Genomic DNA, 18,937 nt, shown 5'->3' with positions numbered 1-18,937 from the left:
CCTGGGCCTGGCCTCGTTCAGCACCCTGCCGACCCCGGTGGAAGAGAGCACCCCGGCCGAGCTGCGCTTCGCCATCAGCGGCGACCTGGACCTGGTGCGCAGCACCGAGGTACGCCTGCTGGACGGCCGCTACCAGGCCGCCACCTTCGACCGCGCCAGCGGCCTGGCCAGCCTGAGCCTGCCGCACCCGCGCCTGCGCGACCTGCCGGGCGCGCCGACCACGGCCACCCCGATCACCGCCGAGCTGCGCGTGGGCTTCGGCCTGGCCGGCCAGGAAAGCTACCGCTACTTCCAGGTGGGCTACGACCTGCAGCCGGACCGCACCCCGCCGCAGCTGTCGATCATCGCGCCGCTGGACGGCGAGTTCGTGCCCCGTGGCGAGGTGACCGAGGTCATCCTGCGCAGCTACGACCGCTACGGCATCGACCGCGTCGAAGCCTGCGTCGACAGCCGCAGCGCCGATCCCTTCGCCGACGCCCAGGCCTGCCAGCGCCTCGCCGACCCGGGCCGCCTGCGCCTGCCGGTCGCCGCCGACGCCACCCAGCCGATCCACGTGGTGGCCCGCGCCATCGACCTCAACGGCCTGGCCAGCGCGCCGGCCAGCGTCACCCTGCAGCCCTACGACAGCCGCAGCGGCGCGCCGGAACTGAGCTTCCTGGTCCCGGCCGACGGCCTCGACGTCCAGGCCGGCGAGACCATCCCGGTGCGGGTGCGCATGCGCAAGCTGGAACAGGCCACCCTGAACCTCGACATCGCCGGCAACCCGCAGCACCCGGGCAACCCGGCGGCGCGCAGCCTGACCCGCGCCGCCGACGGCGACGAGGTGGTGGAGCTGGCCGTGCCCATGCCCCAGGTCGCCGCCGACGGCGTGCTGGTGCTGCGCCTCGAAGCCACCTGGCAGGGCCAGACCCTGCGCAGCCAGCGCATCCTCAACCTGCATGCCGACAACGGCATCGACCAGGACGTGGCCCTGCTGCTGCAACCGGCGAGCACCCTGCTGGCCGGCACCCAGCTGTGGATCGACGCGCCGCCACCGGCGGGCATGACCGACTTCAGCCGCGATTCGAGTCTCGACCTGTTCGACCCGGCCGATGCCGGCATCGCCGCCGCGCACCTGGCCTTCGGTGACCGCCGCCAGGTCTGGAACAGCCGCATCGACGGTGCCGGCCTGCGCCTGGCCGCGACCCTGCGCGACCGTTCCGGCCACGAGAAACAACTGGACCGCAGCCTGGCCAAGCTGGCCTACCTGCAGGCCGAAAGCCGTCGCGAGCCCATCGAGACCGGCTACCAGGCCGGCCACCTGACCCGCCTGCCGGGCCTGGCCCAGGGCGCCGCCTGGGTCGAGAACGCCCAGCGCGACGGTTACCGCATCCGCACCCTCGACGGCTTGGTGGAAAGCCGCGACAGCGGCCGTGTCCGCCAACTGGCCTTCACCGGCACCGGCCTGGCGGCCCAGGTCCGCCGCGACGGCCAGGACTACCTGCGCTTCTGGCGCTGGCAGGACGGCGCCTGGCTGGCCGCCGTGGAACAACCCATCGCCGGCACCCTGCTGGGCGGCAGCGGCGACCTGCTGTACGTCCGCCATGGCCAGCAACTGGGCGGCTACGCCGTCGACGGTGGCGCCATGGCCGAACTGGTGGGCCTGAGCCTCGCCGACGAGATCCGCCAGGTGCAGCTGGACGGCCAGCGCCTGCTGGTGCTGACCGACAAGGGCCTGGAATGGCTGCAGCTGGACGACAGCCGCCTGCCGCAACTGGTGCGCCACGCCGGCCTGGCGCTGCCGGGCCGCCTGGGCTTCGCCCTCGACGGCGAGCGCCTGCTGGCCTGGACCGCCACCGAAGCCGCCCGCTACACGCCGGTGCTGGATGCCGACGGCTGGCGCCTGGGCGATGCCACCGTGCTGGCTGTCGACGGCCGCGTGCAGCGTGCCCGCTTCGACGGCGAACTGGCCTGGCTGCGGGTGAGCGACGACCTGCACGGCGACAGCTGGCAGGCCTGGCGTGACGGCGAGCGCCTGGGCGCCCTGGCGGGCGAACGCCAGGACCTGGCCTTCGGCGCGGGCCGCCTGGTGTCCCTGCAACTGCGCGAGGGTGTGCAGCACCTGGTGGTCGAGCCCCTGGAAGTGCCCGCCGCACCGGCTGCCGCACTGACCGCCAAGGCCGTGCGCCTGCCCTTCGGTGTCCTGGTCGGCGGCTTGCCCGCTGCCGCCGAGGCCGCGCTCGGCCAGGCCGACCTGAGCCTGCGCGATGGCGCCGACAAGCCCCTGGCCGCCCAGGCCTTCTGGTACCAGGGCGAACTGGATGTCTACCTGGGCGAGGCCTTCCCCCAAGGCCGCGCCTGGCTGCTGGCCAACCCGCCGGCCAGCCTGCGCCTGGTGCTGCAGGACCACGCCGGTGAGCAGGCCCTGGACCTGGCCGTACCTGCAGCCACCCATGCCGCCGCCGAACTGACGCCCGACCAGGGCGCCGTCCTCGCCGCCGGAGCCCGCCTGCCGCTGGCCGCCGCGTTCGCTGCCGGCAGCGACGGCCGTGGCGCCACCCTGTCCCGCGAGGGCCAGGTGCAGCCCGGCATCAATGGCCTGCGCCAGCGCTTCAGCTGGATCGGCCTGCCCGCCAGCGGCGAAGCCCGCTACGCCTGGCAGGATGCGGCCGGCACCCGCGAGATCGGCCTGTTCACCAAGGCCAACCCGTCCACCAGCGCCGTCACCCTGAGCGGTGCCGGCAACAACCAGGTGTTCGCCGAAGGCTCCAGCCTGTCCCTGGCCTACCAGGTGGGCGACGTCCCGGCCTGGGTGGAGATCGAACTGCTGAGCTTCAACGGCCAGTCCGTGCAGCGCATCCTCGACGCCGGCCAGCAGGGCCGCTTCAGCCTGCGCCTGCCCCAGGTGGCCGTACAGGAAAGCTATGTGCTGCGCGCCCGCGCCTACTTCCCGGGCGACTTCCACTACAGCGAGCAGCAACTGAACCTGCGCGTCGCGCCGGCCCAGCAACTGCCCCAGCCGCAACTCGCCGGCCTGCCGAGCCTGCTGTACGCCGGCAGCCGCGTGGACCTGAGCCTCTCCGGCGTGGACGCCAGCCGCTTCCGCATGAGCCTGGAAGCCCTGGACCAGGACGACCGCCTGCTCGCCAGCGGTGCCGGCACGCTCGGCCTGCGCCTGCCGGCCGGCATCCGCGAACTGCGCGTGCGCGCCCTGATCGACGACGAGCTGGGCAACCGCCAGGAGCAGCGCTGGAGCGCGCCGGTGGTGGACGCCTGGAACCTGCAGAGCGAAAGCGCGCGGCTGCCCTTCGACCTGATGCTGCCGCAGGTCGGCGGCTACTGGCTGGCACGCGGCGCCGAACTGCACGACGCCCAGGGCCTGCGCCAGCGCCTGGACGGCCCCATCGCCGCCATGGACAACCTGCAGCGCTACCTGCTGTTGAGCATCAAGGGCTTCGGCCTGACCCTGCTGGACCCGCAGGACGGCCTGCGCAGCGCCGGCAGCCTGGCCGTGGCCGCCCCGATCAACCACCTGGCGGTGCAGGGCGAGCGCGTCCTCGGCGCCAGCGGTCGCGACCTCCATTGGTTCGACGCCCTGGGCGGCCAGCTCAAGGCCACCGGCACCCAGACCCTGGGCGCCGAGGTCCGCCAGCTGCTGGCCCGCGACGACGGCTTCCTGGTGCTCACCGCCGGCCAGGTCCTGCGCCTGTCCGCCAGCGGCCAGGTCATCGCCAGCTTCAACGGCGAGAACCTGCTGGCCATGGCCCGCAGCGGCGACCAGTTGCAGGTGTCGGATGCCGCCGGCCGCCTGTGGCGCCTGGACGCCGCCCTGAAGGGCACCTCCGTACAGCTGGGCACCGCCGCCAAGCGCCTGTTCGCCCTGCCGGGGCAACTGCTGGCGCTGGCCGACGGCCGCCTGCAACTGATCGACCTGGCCACCCGCCAGCGCATCGCCGACTGGAGCCTGGGCAACGCGCCCGTGGCCGCGGCCCAGTGGACCGGCGGCCGCCTCTGGCTGGGCGGCAGCGAAGGCCTGGTGCTGCGTCCGCAGGCCGGCAGCGGGGGCTTCCACCTGTTGCACGACAGCCGCAGCCTGGCCACCCCGACCCGTGGCAGCGTGGAAGACCTGGGCCTGCGCGACGGCCAGGTACTGGTCGCCGCCGACAACTTTGGCGCCCAGCTGCTGCGCCAGGACGACGCCGGCACCTGGCAGTCCACGCTCTACCCGAGCCAGGCCTTCACCCAGGCCGCCAGCCAGGTGGCCAGTGCCGGGGACCTGTGGTTCCTCGCCCAGGATCAGCAACAGCAGGTGGTGGCGCTGTCGCGCTCCACCCTGGCGGCGCAGACCGTCTTCGCCCAGACCCCGGTGAACGACCTGGCCATCGCCCGTGGCCAACTGCTGGCGGCCAGCGGCGGCAGCCTGCAGATCGCCGCCCTGGACAACCTGGCCAGCCGCCGCAGCCTGCTGGTCACCGCCCAGGAAAGCCTGCGCCAGCTGTCGGCCCACGGCAGCCGCGTCGCCGCCCTGAGCCAGAGCGGCCGGGTGTTCCTGGTGGACCTGCGCAGCGACGCGCGCCAGCCGGTCAGCGAACTGAGCGCCCAGCTCGGTGGCGAGGTCCGCCAACTGGCCTTCGATGGCGATGCGCTGTTCTACCTCTCCGCCGAGCGCGCCTGGCGCTACGACCTGCGCAGCGGCCAGCGCAGCGAGCTGCTGGCCGGCGCCACCGTCACCCAGCTGTACCTGGGCGGCAACCTGCTGTGGATCGAACAACCCCAGGCCCAGGGCGTGCGCCTGCTGGCCCTGGACCCGGCCAGCGGCCAGGCCATGGCCGGTGGCGAGCTGCGTCTCGCCCAGCGCATCAGCGCCCTGGCGGTGGAGAACAACCGCCTGGCCGTCGGCCTCGGCAGCCAGGGCGTGCTGGTCTATGAGCTGCCCTACGGCCTCGGCGCCAGCACCACCTCGCTGCTGGAACCCCTGGCCGGCAGCCACCTGCAACCGGCCCAGGCGCTGGCCCTTGGCCTGGCGGAAGACGGCCTGCGCGGCGTCGAATTCAGCATCAACGGCCAGCCGGCCGGCACCCTCGGCCAGGGCCTCGGCCGTACCAGCCTGCGCCTGCCCGCCAGCCTGCCGGGCGGCCAGTCCCTGGCGCTGGGCCTGCGCGTCGAGGACGCCTTCGGGGTGATCCGCCAGGGCAGCGCCCGCGACCTGTTCATGGAGCCGGGCGATGGCGTGGCCAACCCCTTCAGCATCGCCCTGGTGGCCGACGAACATTCCTGGCTGCCCCTGCCGCTGACCGTCAGCGCCCAGGTCAGCGGTAGCCAGCAGCCCCTGGCCCAGGTGGAATTCCTGGTCGCCGCCGGCAGCAACGGACCCTGGCAGCGCGTCGCCCTGCGCAGCGCCCAGCCCTACCAGGCCAACCTGGCCCTGGACGCCAGCTTCTCCGGCCAGTACCTCAAGGTCCGCGCGGTGGACGTGTTCGGCAACAGCGCCGAGTCGGCGGCCAAGCGCTTCTACCGCCACCAGGACACCAAGGCTCCCACCGTGAGCCTCGGCTACCAGGGCAGCGCGGTGTTCAAGGACAACAACCGTGCCGTGCGCGGCTACCCCTTCACCGTCACCGCCCAGATGGCGGACGAGGAGGGCGCCCTCGACAAGGCCACGCTGATGCGCAACGGCCAGGTGGTGGCGGTGGCCTTCGGCCAGAACCAGCTGAGCTACCAGGATGCCGCCACCAGCCTTGGCGAGCAGGTCTACAACGTCGAGGTGCGCGACCGCGCCGGCAACGTGACCAGCGCCGAGCTGCGCGTCACCGTGATCGACGACGCCTTCCCCGAGGTCACCACCCTGAACCTGCCGGCCGAGGTGATCGAACGCGGTCGCTTCGACGTCCAGCTGGCCGCTCGCGACGACGTCGGCCTGAAGGGCGTCGACCTGCTGTGGAACGGCTTCACCGACCACTACGATGTCACCGGCACCACCCTGAACCGCAGCTTCAGCGTCCAGGACCGCCGCACCGAGCGCGTCGCCAGCAGCGTCAACCAGCCGTTCAAGGTGCGCCTGACCGACAGCCGCGGCCAGGTCAGCGAATCCCCGGCACAGGCCCTGCGCGTGGTCCGCGACCGCGCGCCGGATGCCGCCGCCCTGCAGGTGAGCCTGCCGGCCCGTGGCGTCTACGGTGGCCTGGTCACCCTGCAGCTGAACAACCTCAACGCCCTGGACGACACCGGCGGCCTGGGCCTGCGCGTGCTGCAACTGGTGGGCAGCGAGCGCAAGGAGCTGTTCAACTGCCTGCGTGAGGACACCGGCAACTTCCGTTGCGGCAACGGCGCCTACTGGAACGGCCACAGCCGCGACCTGCGCATGCCCGAGGCCGCGCTGCCGGGCGACAGCTTCCGCGTGCAGGTGGAGCTCACCGACCGCATCGGCCAGCAGACCCTCAGCCGCGAATACGCCGTGGCCCTGACCCAGTCGCCGAACCAGCTGCGCTTCAAGGCCGTGCAGGGCAGCGACAACCCCGCCCAGGCGCGGGTGCAGGAGCGCCCGGTCTATCGCGTGCAGGTGCTCGACGCCGCCGCGCGCCCGGTGCCGGAGCAGCCGGTGCAGTGGCGCCTGCGTCGCCTGGCCGACGGCTATGTGGAAAACCTCGGCACCAGCAACAGCGACAGCGGTGGCTACGCCAGCCTGACCTTCAACGCCGACCGCAGCCTGGGCGACTACCAGCTGTGGGCGGACCTGCCGCAGTTCACCCAGGTGGCCCGTGCCGAGGCGGCCATCGGCCTGCTCGCCGGCCCGACCCGCAACCTGCTGCTCAGCTACCTGCCGCCGGTGGCCGCGGGCGAGACCGTGGCGCTGGACATCCAGTCCCAGGACCTGGTGCTCAACCCGGTGACCGACGACCAGAGCAGCGTGCTGATCCTCACCCTGCCGGCCTCCGACTACCACGCCCAGCCTGGCGCCGGCATCCAGATCGGCAGCACCACCCTCAACGGCCAGACCGTGGAGCGGGTGCAGGTGACCGTGAAGGACGGCCGCGCGCGGCTGAACCTGCAGGTCGGCCAGAAGGCCGGCCAGTTCAGCCTGCCGCTGTCGAGCAACGGCAATAGCATTCGCTACACCTACGACGCCCGCGGCAATGTCAACTGCTGCTACAGCAACCTCGACCTCACCGTGCTGCCGGCCGTGGCCAGCCACCTGCGCCTGCTCAACGACCAGGGCCGGGTGCAGGACGACGGCGCGGTGCTCACCCGTGGCATCAAGCAGGACGTGCGCCTGCAACTGATGCTGCAGGACCGCTTCGGCAACCCCATCACCCAGGTCGACGGCAAGCCCGCCAACCTCGCGGTCAACGTCCAGGCCAGCGGCTCCGCCCTGGTCGACGGCAAGGCCGGTGGCGCCACCGTGCAGCTGAACGCCGGGCTGGGCTGGATGGCCATCAGCGACGAAACCTTCGAGGACGTCACCGTCAGCCTGGCCGGCCCGGTGCAGGCCCTGCCGAACCTGGACCTGACCAGCCGCTTCCGCATCAGCTTCACCGTGCAGCCGCCTGAAGTCGTCCGCGCCCTGATCGAGGCCCGCCAGGGCACCGCGCTGCGCGCCTACTTCGACTTCGACGAGCCGGTGCGCCTGGCCAGCGGCGACGCCCTGAAGTTCTTCGAGGGCAACGCGGCCCGTGGCGGCAGCGCCACCCTCAGCAGCGACGGCCGCACCCTGAGCTTCGACGCGCAACCCGCGCTGGCCCTGGGCCGCTGCTACCGCTACGACACCACCGGCTCCGGCCTGCGCGGCGTCGCCCGCGACGACCAGGTCCGCGAGCAGGGCGCCGAGCTGTGCGCGCCCCATGCGCTGTTCAGCCTCGCCGGCCCGCTCAAGGTGCTGGCCGGCCAGAGCGTGCAGATCCCGCTGACCCTGGCCGACAACATCAGCTGGTACAACGTCGCCAACGGCCGCGCCGAACTGGGCGGCACCAGCCAGGGCTTCAACTGGTACTACGGCCCGACGCGCACCCTCACCGTTCCGGCCCTCTTTGGCGCGGCCAATGAGCCGATCGCCGACGGCGCGCTGCTGCCGCTGACCCTGACCGGCACCCTGCCGGGCACGCCGGCCAAGCCGGTGGTGCTGGGCAACGCCCTGAAACTGCAGGTCTTCGACCCGGCCGGTGACTTCGACGGCGACGGCCTGCGCAACAAGCTGGAAATGGAAACCCAGGGCCTCGACCCGGCGCTGCGCGACTCCGACGGCAACGGCATCGAGGATGGCGCCGAGGACCTCGACGGCGACGGCCTGAGCAACCTGGAAGAAGCCGCCCTGGGCACCAAGCTGCGCGTGGCCGACACCGACGGCGACGGCCTCTCCGACGGCGCCGAAGTGCGCACCCACCACACCGACCCGCTGAAGGCCGACACCGACGAGGACGGCCTGTCCGACGGTGCCGAGGTCAGCAACATCCCGGCGTCCTCGCCGCTGAAGAAGGACACCGACGGCGACGGCATCCCCGACCCGCTCGAACTGCAGATGGGCCTGAACCCCAGCGACCCGGCCGACGGCCTGGCCGACAAGGACAACGACGGCCTGAGCAACGCCCGCGAGGCGCAGCTGGGCACCCTGATCAACAACCCGGACAGCGATGGCGACACCCTGCTGGACGGCGTCGAGGTCAACCAGAAGGGCACCGATCCGCTGAAGGCCGACACCGACGGCGACGGCCTGCGCGACGACGAAGACGCCGAGCCCCTGGTCAAGGACACCCAGGCGCCCCGCGTGGGCCTGGACACTCCGAAGGTCGGCCAGACCCTGATCAAGGGCCTGCGCATGACCCTGGTGCCGACCCTGCAGGACAATGGCCGGGTCACCAAGGTGGCGTTCCGCCTCAACGGCGCCCAGATCGCGCTGGTCAACGCCGCGCCCTTCACCTACAGCCTGAACCTGCCGAGCGACGCCGACAGCCTGCGCCTGGAGATCATCGCCACCGACACCAACAACAACGTCGGCAGCAGCGGCGAACATGCCTTCGCCCTGGTGCAGGACCCGCTGACCACCGTGATCGGCCGCGTGCTCGACAGCAACGGCCAGCCGGTGGTGGGCGCCCAGCTCGACGTCGGCGGCCAGACCGCGGTCAGCGGCGGCGACGGCAGCTTCGTCATCACCCGCGTGCCGGTGGCGCCGGGCGTGGTCTCGGTCATCGCCAGCGGCCTGCTGGGCAACCAGGCGGTGACCGCCACCTCCGCGCCCACCGATCCGGTCTGGGGCGGCACCACCGACGTCGGCACCATCACCCTGCAGCAGCCGAAGGTGCGGGTGGGCTACTTCAACGCGCGCTTCAACGCCGGCCAGCCCTCGCAGCGGCTGATCATCGAGCGGGCCGGCTACGAGCCGGTGCAGGTGAGCAACCTGGCCAGCTTCGACCTGTCGCAAGTCGACATGCTGATGGTGGACAGCTCGCGGGACTACTACGGCAACAGCAACTACTCCAGCAACCGCGCCAAGGTCTTCGCCTTCGTCCAGAACGGCGGCACGCTGCTGTTCAGCGAGAACTACAACACCAGCTCCAATGCCGTGCTGGCGGACGTGCCCGGCCAGCCCGCGGAGTCGGTGTGGACGGGCAACTGGGTCCGCCTGACGCCGGTGCAGCGCTGGTCCGATGCCAGCGAAAGCCGCGTCGGCTCCTGGTGGCCCTATCGCAACGGCAACTATGCTGGCCATGCCTACATGCCGCTGGACAAGCTGGCGCCCGGCACCGTGCCGCTGATGTTCACCGACGCCCGCGCGGACAAGCGCGTGGCGGCCATCCGCTATGCCTATGGCGCCGGCCAGGTGTACTTCGGCTTCACCCCGACCGAGTCGGGCCGCCCGGCCGACAACGACCCGCTGTTCACCGTCTACCACCCGGGCATCCTGGTGATGATGCACGAGCTGACCCTCAAGGACAGCGACAACGACGGCCTCAAGGACGTCTACGAATATGGCAACGGCACCAGCGCCTTCATCGCCGACCGCGATGGCGACGGCCTGCTGGACGGCTTCGAGGTCAAGTACGGCTTCAACCCGCTGGTGGCCGGCGAGCAGAACCTGGACAGCGATGGCGACGGCCTGAGCAACCTGCGCGAACAGGAGCTGGGCACCCACCCGCGCCATGCCGACAGCGACGAGGACGGGCTGACCGATGGCGCCGAGGTCAACCAGCACAACAGCGACCCGCTGAGCGAGGACGTCGACTACGACCGCGTGCTCGATGCCCAGGAAGTGCAGTACAAGTCCAACCCGCGCAAGGCCGACAGCGATGACGACGGCATTTCCGACTACGACGAGATCAACAGCTACGGCACCCGCCCGGACCTGGCGGATACCGACGGCGACGGCCTGTCCGACTTCATCGAGCTGAAGGGCCCCTATGCCGACATCCTCAACCCGCGCAACGCCCAGGACGCCGGTCAGGACTACGATGGCGACGGCCTGAGCAACAAGCAGGAGCTGCTGGAGACCCTCACCAATCCGAAGGTGGCGGACACCGACGGCGACGGCCTGTCCGATGGCGTGGAAGTGACCCGTGGCCTGAACCCGCTGGACGCGGACATGGACAAGGACGGCCTGCTCGACGGCGAGGACAGCGCACCCACCGAGAAGGACACCCAGGCACCGAGCGTGAGCCTGGTGTCGCCTGCGGCGGGGGTCAGCCTGGCCCACGGCCAGCAATTGCGCCTGCGCGCCGATGCCAGCGACGACGGCCGCGTGGCGAGCGTGACCTTCTATGTCAACGGCGTGGCCGTGGCCACCTATGACCGCGCGCCCTACCAGCATGTGATCCGCGTGCCGGCCGTGGGCGCGCAGCTGGATATCGAAGCCAGCGCCCGTGACACCAACGGCAACGAAAGCCGCAGCGGCGTGCGCCGCCTGAGCCTGGTGGACGACGCCGGCACCCAGGTCACCGGCCGCGTGCTGGATGGTAACGGCCGCGCCGTGGAAGGCGCCCAGGTGACCCTGGTCGACGGCTACGAAGCCGCCCGCATCAAGCCGGTTTCCTACACCCTGGACCAGGGCCTGGACTGCTGGCACTACTGCTATGGCGACGAATACAACCGCCAACTGATCGATGGCCAGCTCGGCGCGGCCGGTTACGCGACCAACCTGGGCGCGGGCAACGCCTACGAGTGGCTGGGCTGGAACGACCGCACCATGAACGTCGACTTCGACTTCGGCCGCGTGGTCAGCCTCACCAGCCTCCAGGTCGGCACCACCCAGAACACCCTGTCGGACTACGTGCTGCCGTCCTTCGACGTGCTGCAGAAAGTGGGCAACGACTGGGTGCCGGTCGGCACGCTGAACACCGCCCCGAGCAATGCCAACAACCGCGATCGGATGTCCCTCGACGCCCATGCCCAACTGACTCTGTCCGGGCTGAACATCAACAGCCGCTACGTCCGTGTCAGCTTCCGCGCCAACGGTCCCTGGACGCTGGTGGACGAAGTGGCCTTCAGCAATGGCACCGGCCCGATGCCGTCCTCGGCCACCGTGGCCAGCGACAGCCAGGGCCGCTTCACCCTGTCCGCGTCCACCCTGGCCCTGGAGCCACGGGTCAAGGCCGAGGCGCGCTTCGGCAACCAGCTGGTCTCCGCTGCCAGCGAGGTGTTCGAACTGGCCCGTGGCGGCAGCTCGGATATCGGCGACCTGGTTCTGGCCGCACACGGCCGCACGGCGTTCGAACCGATCCAAGAGCGCCATGTGGCCGCCGCCGAGGAAAGCACCTCCTACAACCGCCAGGTGAACAATAACGTCCGCTGGGACTTCAACAGCTACGGCGGCATCGACAACGGCACCTACGCCTCCAACTGGACCTTCAGCGGTGCCCAGTACCTGGTGGTCAATGGCACCAACTACAGCAGCAGCACCTATCGCACCCGCCTGGATGGGCGCGAGCTGATCTACCCGGCCAAGCAGCTCGGCAATGTCATGGTCAGCCGCAAGGCCTATGTGCCGGCGGACCAGAACTACGCCCGCTTCATCAGCGTGCTGGAGAACCCCAGCGACCAGCCGGTGACCGTGCCTTTCTATGTGTACGGCAACTTCTACGCGACCCGCCCGGTGGTACAGACCTCGTCCGGCGACGCGGGCTTCGACCCGGAAGACAGCTACCTGCTGACCGATGACGCGGCGCCGGAAGGCGGCCTGTACGCCGCCGGCGTGGTGCTGGGCAGCCCGGATGCGCCCCTGCGCCCGGTTTCCACCTGGCGCAACGGCAACGAGTACCGCGCCAACTACCAGGTCACCCTGGCGCCGCGCAGCCGCCAGGTGCTGGTGCAGTACCTCGTGCAGGACGCCAGCCGCGAGCGCGTGCGCAGCACCCTGGAGCAACTGGCCAGCCGAGATGTGCAGGAGCCGAACCTGACGCTCGAAGAACAGCGTGGCATCGTCAACTGGACCACCCAGGCGGACAGTGACGGCGACGGCCTGGCCGATGCCCTCGAATACCTGCTGGGCCTCGACCCGCTCAAGGCAGACAGCGACGGTGACGGCCTGCGCGATGGCTTCGAGCAGCGCTATGGCTTCGATGCCAGGCAGGCCGATGGCGAGGCGTCCGAGGACAGCGACGGCGATGGCCTGACCAACCTTCAGGAGCAGGAAGCCGGCAGCCACCCGCGCCTGGCCGATACCGACGGCGACGGGCTCACCGACGGCGCCGAGGTGCTGGTGCATCATTCCAGCCCGCTGACCCGCGACACCGACCTGGACCGCATCCTCGATCCGGACGAGATCGCCCGTGGTACCCGTCCGGACCTGGCCGACACCGATGGCGACGGCCTGAGCGACTACGCCGAGATCAACAACCACGGCACCGATCCGCTCAAGGCGGACAGCGACGACGACGGCCTGCCCGACAAGTACGAGGTGGACAACAACCTGCTCAACGTCGGCGCCCAGGACGACACCGACGGCGACGGCCTGAGCAACCTGGCCGAATTCCAGGCCGGCACCTCGCCGCGCAACGTCGACACCGACGGCGACGAGCTGCTGGACGGCTGGGAAGTGCTGGGCACGCCGCCAAGCGACCCGCTCAAGGCCGATGGCGACAACGGTGGCCGCCGCGACATCAACGAACGCTTCGTCGATGGCACCGATCCCAAGGTGGCCGTCGACGACCGCGCGAACATCAATGGCTACCGCACCGCCAAGGACGAGAACAACCGCGACTGGAACTTCTATTACGGTGGCGAGCTGCACTCGACCACAGGTTCTGCCGTGGACTCGAGCTACTGGGCCAACCTGCTGTTCGTCAACGGCAACCGCTATGGCTACTCCTACAACCATGCCACCAGCAGCGCCAACGGCCGTGAGTACCACTACGAAGGGCGCCGCATGGGCAACCTGGTGGTCAGCCGCCGCGTACTGGTGCCCAGCGTCGGCGGTGCCTATGCCCGCTACCTGGAGATCCTCGACAACCCGAGCGGCACCGAGCAGGTGGTCACCCTGCGCCTGCAGTCCTACTACGGCGCCAACGATGCCCAGACCGCCATCGTCACCAGCAGTGGCGACGACCAGCTGACCCTCGCCGACGACTACCTGGCGCTGCGCGACACCGCCACGCCGACCCGTCCGGTGCTGCTGCAGGTGCTGGGCGGCAACGCCAACCGTCGCCAGGGCACCAGCCTGGTCAGCCGCAACGGCCGTCAATGGCTGGCGGAGTACCAGGTGCGCATCCCGGCGGGCGAACGCCGCGTGGTCATGCACTTCTCCACCCTGGAAGGCTCGGCCGATGCCGCCATGCAGACCGGCGCCCGCCTGCGCAGCCTCAAGGGCCTGGGCCTGGACAACCTCGACCCGACCCTGGCCGGCAAGGTGGTGAACTTCTTCGCCTTCTACGACCAGGACGAAGACGGCCTGAGCGACGCCGACGAAGCGCGCCTGGGCACCGACCCGGCCAACCCGGACAGCGACCATGACGGTATCCCCGATGGCAAGGACAGCGAGCCGCTGGTGCCGGACGCCACCGCGCCGAACGTCACCTTCCAGCCCCTGGAGCCGGCGCGTCGCTATGGCGGCGACTCCCTGGACCTGACCGCGCTGATCAGCGACAACGGCCTGGTGGCCAAGGTCGAGCTGCTGCAGGACGGCCTGCTGCGCGAGACCCGCACCAGCGGCGGCAGCCAGACCTTCACCGTGATCCTGCCCAACCAGGACAGCACCCTGCTGCAGGTCCGCGCGACCGACAGCAACGGCAACGTGCGCACCGCGGACCTGACCGTGGCGATCGCCACCGTGCCCGAGCTGCAGGTCTCCGGCCAGGTGCAGGATGTCCTCGGCAAGGGTGTCGCCGGCGCGTTGGTACAGGTCAAGGGTGTCCAGGCCACCACCGACGAGACCGGCCATTACCAGTTGCAGGTGCTGACCATCGATACGGTCCTGCAGGTCGAAGCCAGCGCGCTGTTCGGCAAGCAGCCGATGACTGCCCTGGTCAGTGCGCCGGTGCCGGTCGACTCGGAAGACGTGCATGTCGAGCCGCTGGTGCTCAAGGCACAGGGCCGCCTGGTGCGTGACCCCATCGCCGAGTCGCAGCTGAGCTACGAGGGCAGCACCGGCCTCGGCTACAACCTCTTCGGCAATGGTTACCGCTGGGATATCCAGTCCGACGGCGGGATCAGCGACGGCACCAGCGACGCCTACGACGGCGGCCAGTCCCTGACCGTCAACGGGCAGGGCTTCCCCGGCGTCAACCAGGGGCTGCTGCGCCTGGCCGGCCGCGAAGTGACGCTGGCGCCCACGCAGCTGGTGAACGGCATCTTCAAGGTCAGCCGCACCGTCTACGTGCCGGACAACGGCAACTACGCGCGCTTCATCGAGCGGATCGAGAACACCAGCGATCAGGAAATGACCATTCCGGTGCGGATCAGCGGCAACCTGGGCTCCGATGGCGGCACCTACACCATCGCCACGTCCAGCGGCGACCAGGCCTTCACCACCGCCGACAACTGGCTGCTGACCGACGACGGCAGCAACGGCGGCGGCGACCCGGCCGTGGGCCTGATGTTCGGCAGCGCCAATTCGCGGGTACGCCCGAGCTCGGTCAGCCTCAGCGGTGACGTCTACTCCGTGGCGTACAACCTGACGCTCAAGCCCCATAGCCGCCAAGTGCTGATGCACTACGCCGTGCAGCACTACAACCGCAGCGAAGCCGAACGCGTGCTGCGCGAGCTGGCCTCGGAAAGCTTCGTGGACGTCGGCCTGACCCGTGAAGAGGTGCGCGACCTGGTCAACCTCAGTGGCCTGGTGGACTCCGATGGCGACGGCATGCCGGACGCCGATGAAGTACCGCTGGGCCTCGACCCGGAGAACCCGGACGTCGATGGCGACGGCATCCCGGATGGCCGCGACCCCGAGCCGACCGTAGCCGACACCCAGGCGCCCACTGTGACCATCGCCCACAGCGAAGGTCCGTTCTACCCGGGCGACCCGATCACCCTGACCTTCGACGTGCAGGACGCCGGCATCGTCGGTGAAGTCGAGCTGCTGATGGACGGCGAGCAGCAGGCCGTGTTCAACGGCGCCGGCCAGCACCAGCAGCAACTGACCCTGCCGGGCGAGGGCACCGTGCGCTTCGAGGTCCGCGCCACCGACAGCAACCACAACGTCGGTCGCCAGACCCTGGAGATCGAGGTGGTGGCGGTACCGCCGAGCAGCATCGCCGGTCGCGTGGTCAACGAGCTGGGCGTGCCGCTGGCGGATGTCCAGGTCAGCCTGGCCCGCAACCAGGACCAGGGCGGCGAAGTGCCGTCGTTCATGGCGCGCCTGCTGGACGATTCCAGCACAGTGACCACGGGCGCCGATGGCCGCTACCTCTTCGAGGGCATCGACCGCCGTGACAATGCCCAGTGGCTGGTCAAGGTCGACAAGGAGGTGCTGGGCTACCCGGTGCGTGCCGAACAGGCCGTGCAGCTGAACATCGACGGGCCTTACGACGCCGGTGACGTAATGCTGGGTGGCGAGGACAACTACGTCGAGCCGCTGAGCGGCGATCTCGGCGAGCGTAACGACGAGCCCTACATCAACCTGCAACTGCCGGCGGACTTCGCCTTCGCCGACAAGTCACTGTCGATCAACGTGCGCGAACAGCAGGTCGAGATCGGTGGCAGCATCCAGAACATCCCGCTGCAGCGCCTGGTGGAGAACGCCCAGGGCACCCAGGCCTTCCACCTGGCCACGCTGCCGGATCGCCTGGTACTGACCTGGAGCGATTGGGGCCGCGAAGGCGTCACCAGCGATGATCGGGTGGACGTGCAGACCGTGATCCACCGTGACGGCCGCATCGAGAACCGCTACTACAAGGTGCCGTTCGACGGCTGGCATTGCGGCCTGCGGGTTCGCACGCGCTTCGCCCATGGCTACTGGTATGGCGCGGTGGACTCGCAGCACCTGCCGGACGTCGACGGTCGCCTGGTCTACCCGGACTACGCCATCGAGCAGGGCGGCTACTGCAACTTCGACCTGCACGGCTACACCGTCACCTACGTGCCCACGGCCGAAGGCAACTACCGGATGGAGCTCGACCGCCTGCCGGGCCACCTGGACACCGATGGCGACGGCCTGTCGGACATCCGCGAGACGCTGCTGGGCACCCGTACCGATGCGGTGGACAGCGATGGCGACGGCCTGAACGACCGCTTCGAGCTGAACTACGGCCCGGCCCCGCTGGAAGCCAACCCGGAAGCGGCGGGCGAAGACTGGGACGACGACGGCCTGAGCAACCTGGAGGAACAGGAGCACGGCACCAACCCCTACAGCAACGACACCGATGGCGACGGCCTTACCGATGCCGACGAGGTACGCCTGCACCACACCGACCCGACCCGTGTGGACAGCGATGGTGATTGGCTGAACGACGGCGAAGAGCTGGACAACCAGGCCGACCCGAGCAAGGCGGACACCGATGGCGACGGCCTCACCGACTATCAGGAAGTGCGCCAGTACGGCACCCGGCCGGACAAGCGCGACAGCGACGACGACGGCATGGACGACCCCTTCGAGATCGAATACGGCATGGATGGCACCAGCCCGGACGGTGACGAAGACGGTGACGGCCTGAGCAACGTCGAGGAGTTCCGCCTGGGCACCCACCCGCGCATGCTGGACGGCGATGGCGACGGCCTGCCGGACAAGCTGGAAATCGAGCTGGGCCTGTCGCCGGTCAAGTACGACAGCGATGGCGGTGGCCGTGGCGACGGTGACGAGCTGTTCGCCGATGGCACCGATCCCGAGAACCGTGGCGACGACCGGATGCTGCTGGGCAGCACCGAATCCCCTTCCATGGAAATGGAGGCCGGGCTGATCGCGACCCTCGAACAGAATGGCCGCGTGCGCCTGACGCGCACCGATAACTTCAGCAACATCGGCGTGGAGTATGCCCTGGAGTTCGGAGGGCTCGGCAGCCCGCCCGCAGCGGCGGCGATGCGGGCGCTGGGTGCTCCGATCCAGACCCAGCCCCATGCCTACAGCCGCACGAGCGACGAGCCGATCTGGCGCTCCCCGCTGAAGGCGCTGGACGGCGGCCTGCTGCTCAGCCGCGAGTACTACGCACCGGCCACGGGGCGTGGATTCCTGCGGGTGCTGGACAGGTACTACAACGTCAGCGGCCAGGCCAGGACCATCACCCCGGTCCTCAACTCGAGCCCGCTCTACTGGGGGCCGGGCAACCGCCAGCAGACGTCCAGCGGCGATGACCAGCTCACTGCCGACGACAGCTGGCTCAGCATGCGCAAGCGGAGCTACGGGGGAGAGGAGGGCGACATACTGGGCCCGATCTCCATGGTCCACGTCTTCGCCGACCAGGCTGGGCGTGCGTCGCTCAACAGCGACGAGCTCTACAGCGATGCCTACTACAGCTGGCGCATCGGCTACCGCTTCGAGATCCCTGCCAACGAGCACCGCGTGGTGATGTCGTTCCTGGCGGTGGAGAACGCCGAGACAGGCCCCCAGGACATGGCCAGTGTGCTCCAGGGCCTGGGCGAGAACGCGCTCCATGGCGTCCCCGCCGCGGACCGCGAGCGCATGGTCAACTTCACGCCCTGCCGCGACGACGACCTGGACCTGCTGTGCAGCGCCGCCGAAGTCCAGCAAGGCTCCAGCGACAGCAACCCGGACAGCGATGGCGACGGTTTCGCCGATGCCATGGAAGTGCGCCTGGGCAGCGACCCCGGCGACCCGGCCTCGATCCCGGAATTCGAGGTCTACGGCCTGGAAGACGCCGATGGCGTGGAGACCAGCCGGGTCCTGAAGCAGACCGGTTTCAGCGGGCCGATGACGGCGGCCGGCGAGCTGAACGGCTGGTATGTCAGCCTGGACGTGAACAACGCCGGCGAACTGTGGACGGCAAGCCCCGGCTCTTCGGAAGGGTTCGGCTACGACGCCTACGAGCTGCCGTCCCTGGGGAGGCTGGAGGAGGGCGCCTGGGCGAGCCGCGGCGGACAGCTGCTCGACGATGCCCAGGGCAACATGACCCACCTGCTCATGTCCGAGAACATCGATGACCAGGAAATGCTCGCACTGCTCCAGCTCCGCCGCACCCCCTGGGGCCAGCCGGAGTTGCAGGACCTCGTCCACCTTCCGGCGGACCTCGGTTGTGGCACCGGCCTGGCCCACTGGCAGGGTGAACCCCTGCTGCTCAATGGCTGCAAGCTGAGCCGCCTGAGCCCGAGCAACGGTTTGGCGGAGCTGGTCGAGCTGAGCTTCGGCGACGGCTTCGGCAGCACCCCGAAAGTGCTTTCCATGGACGACATGCCCCAGGCGGACGGCGTCATGGTGCTGGTCGAGGATGAAGTGGACGGCACGCTGCGCCGCAGCCTCGGCTTCGTCGACCTGAAGACCGGGCGGGTGAAGCGCCTGGGTGAGGTGCCGATCGGCGTGAAGGCGATCTCGGTGAAGTTCCGGGGCTTCCAGAACCAGCCGAAATGGCCAATTGATATCGTTCCTAGCTGA

At 69.9% G+C, this 18,937-nt stretch carries 1 protein-coding gene (only partly in view); it reads left to right on the top strand.

The features are described from left to right. Positions 1-18,937, top strand: partial view of an Ig-like domain-containing protein gene (locus tag PHLH3_RS29575; protein WP_244863106.1) — the 3' end only. Its footprint begins 21,716 nt before the window's first position; only the last 18,937 of its 40,653 coding nucleotides appear in the window; the start codon falls outside the window, past its left edge; its stop codon occupies positions 18,935-18,937.

Source organism: Pseudomonas sp. Pc102 (assembly GCF_018408275.1).
Taxonomy (GTDB): Bacteria; Pseudomonadota; Gammaproteobacteria; order Pseudomonadales; family Pseudomonadaceae; genus Metapseudomonas; species Metapseudomonas tohonis.
The sequence above is the reverse complement of the archived record's forward strand: the minus strand, read 5'-3'. Positions and strand labels throughout refer to the sequence as shown.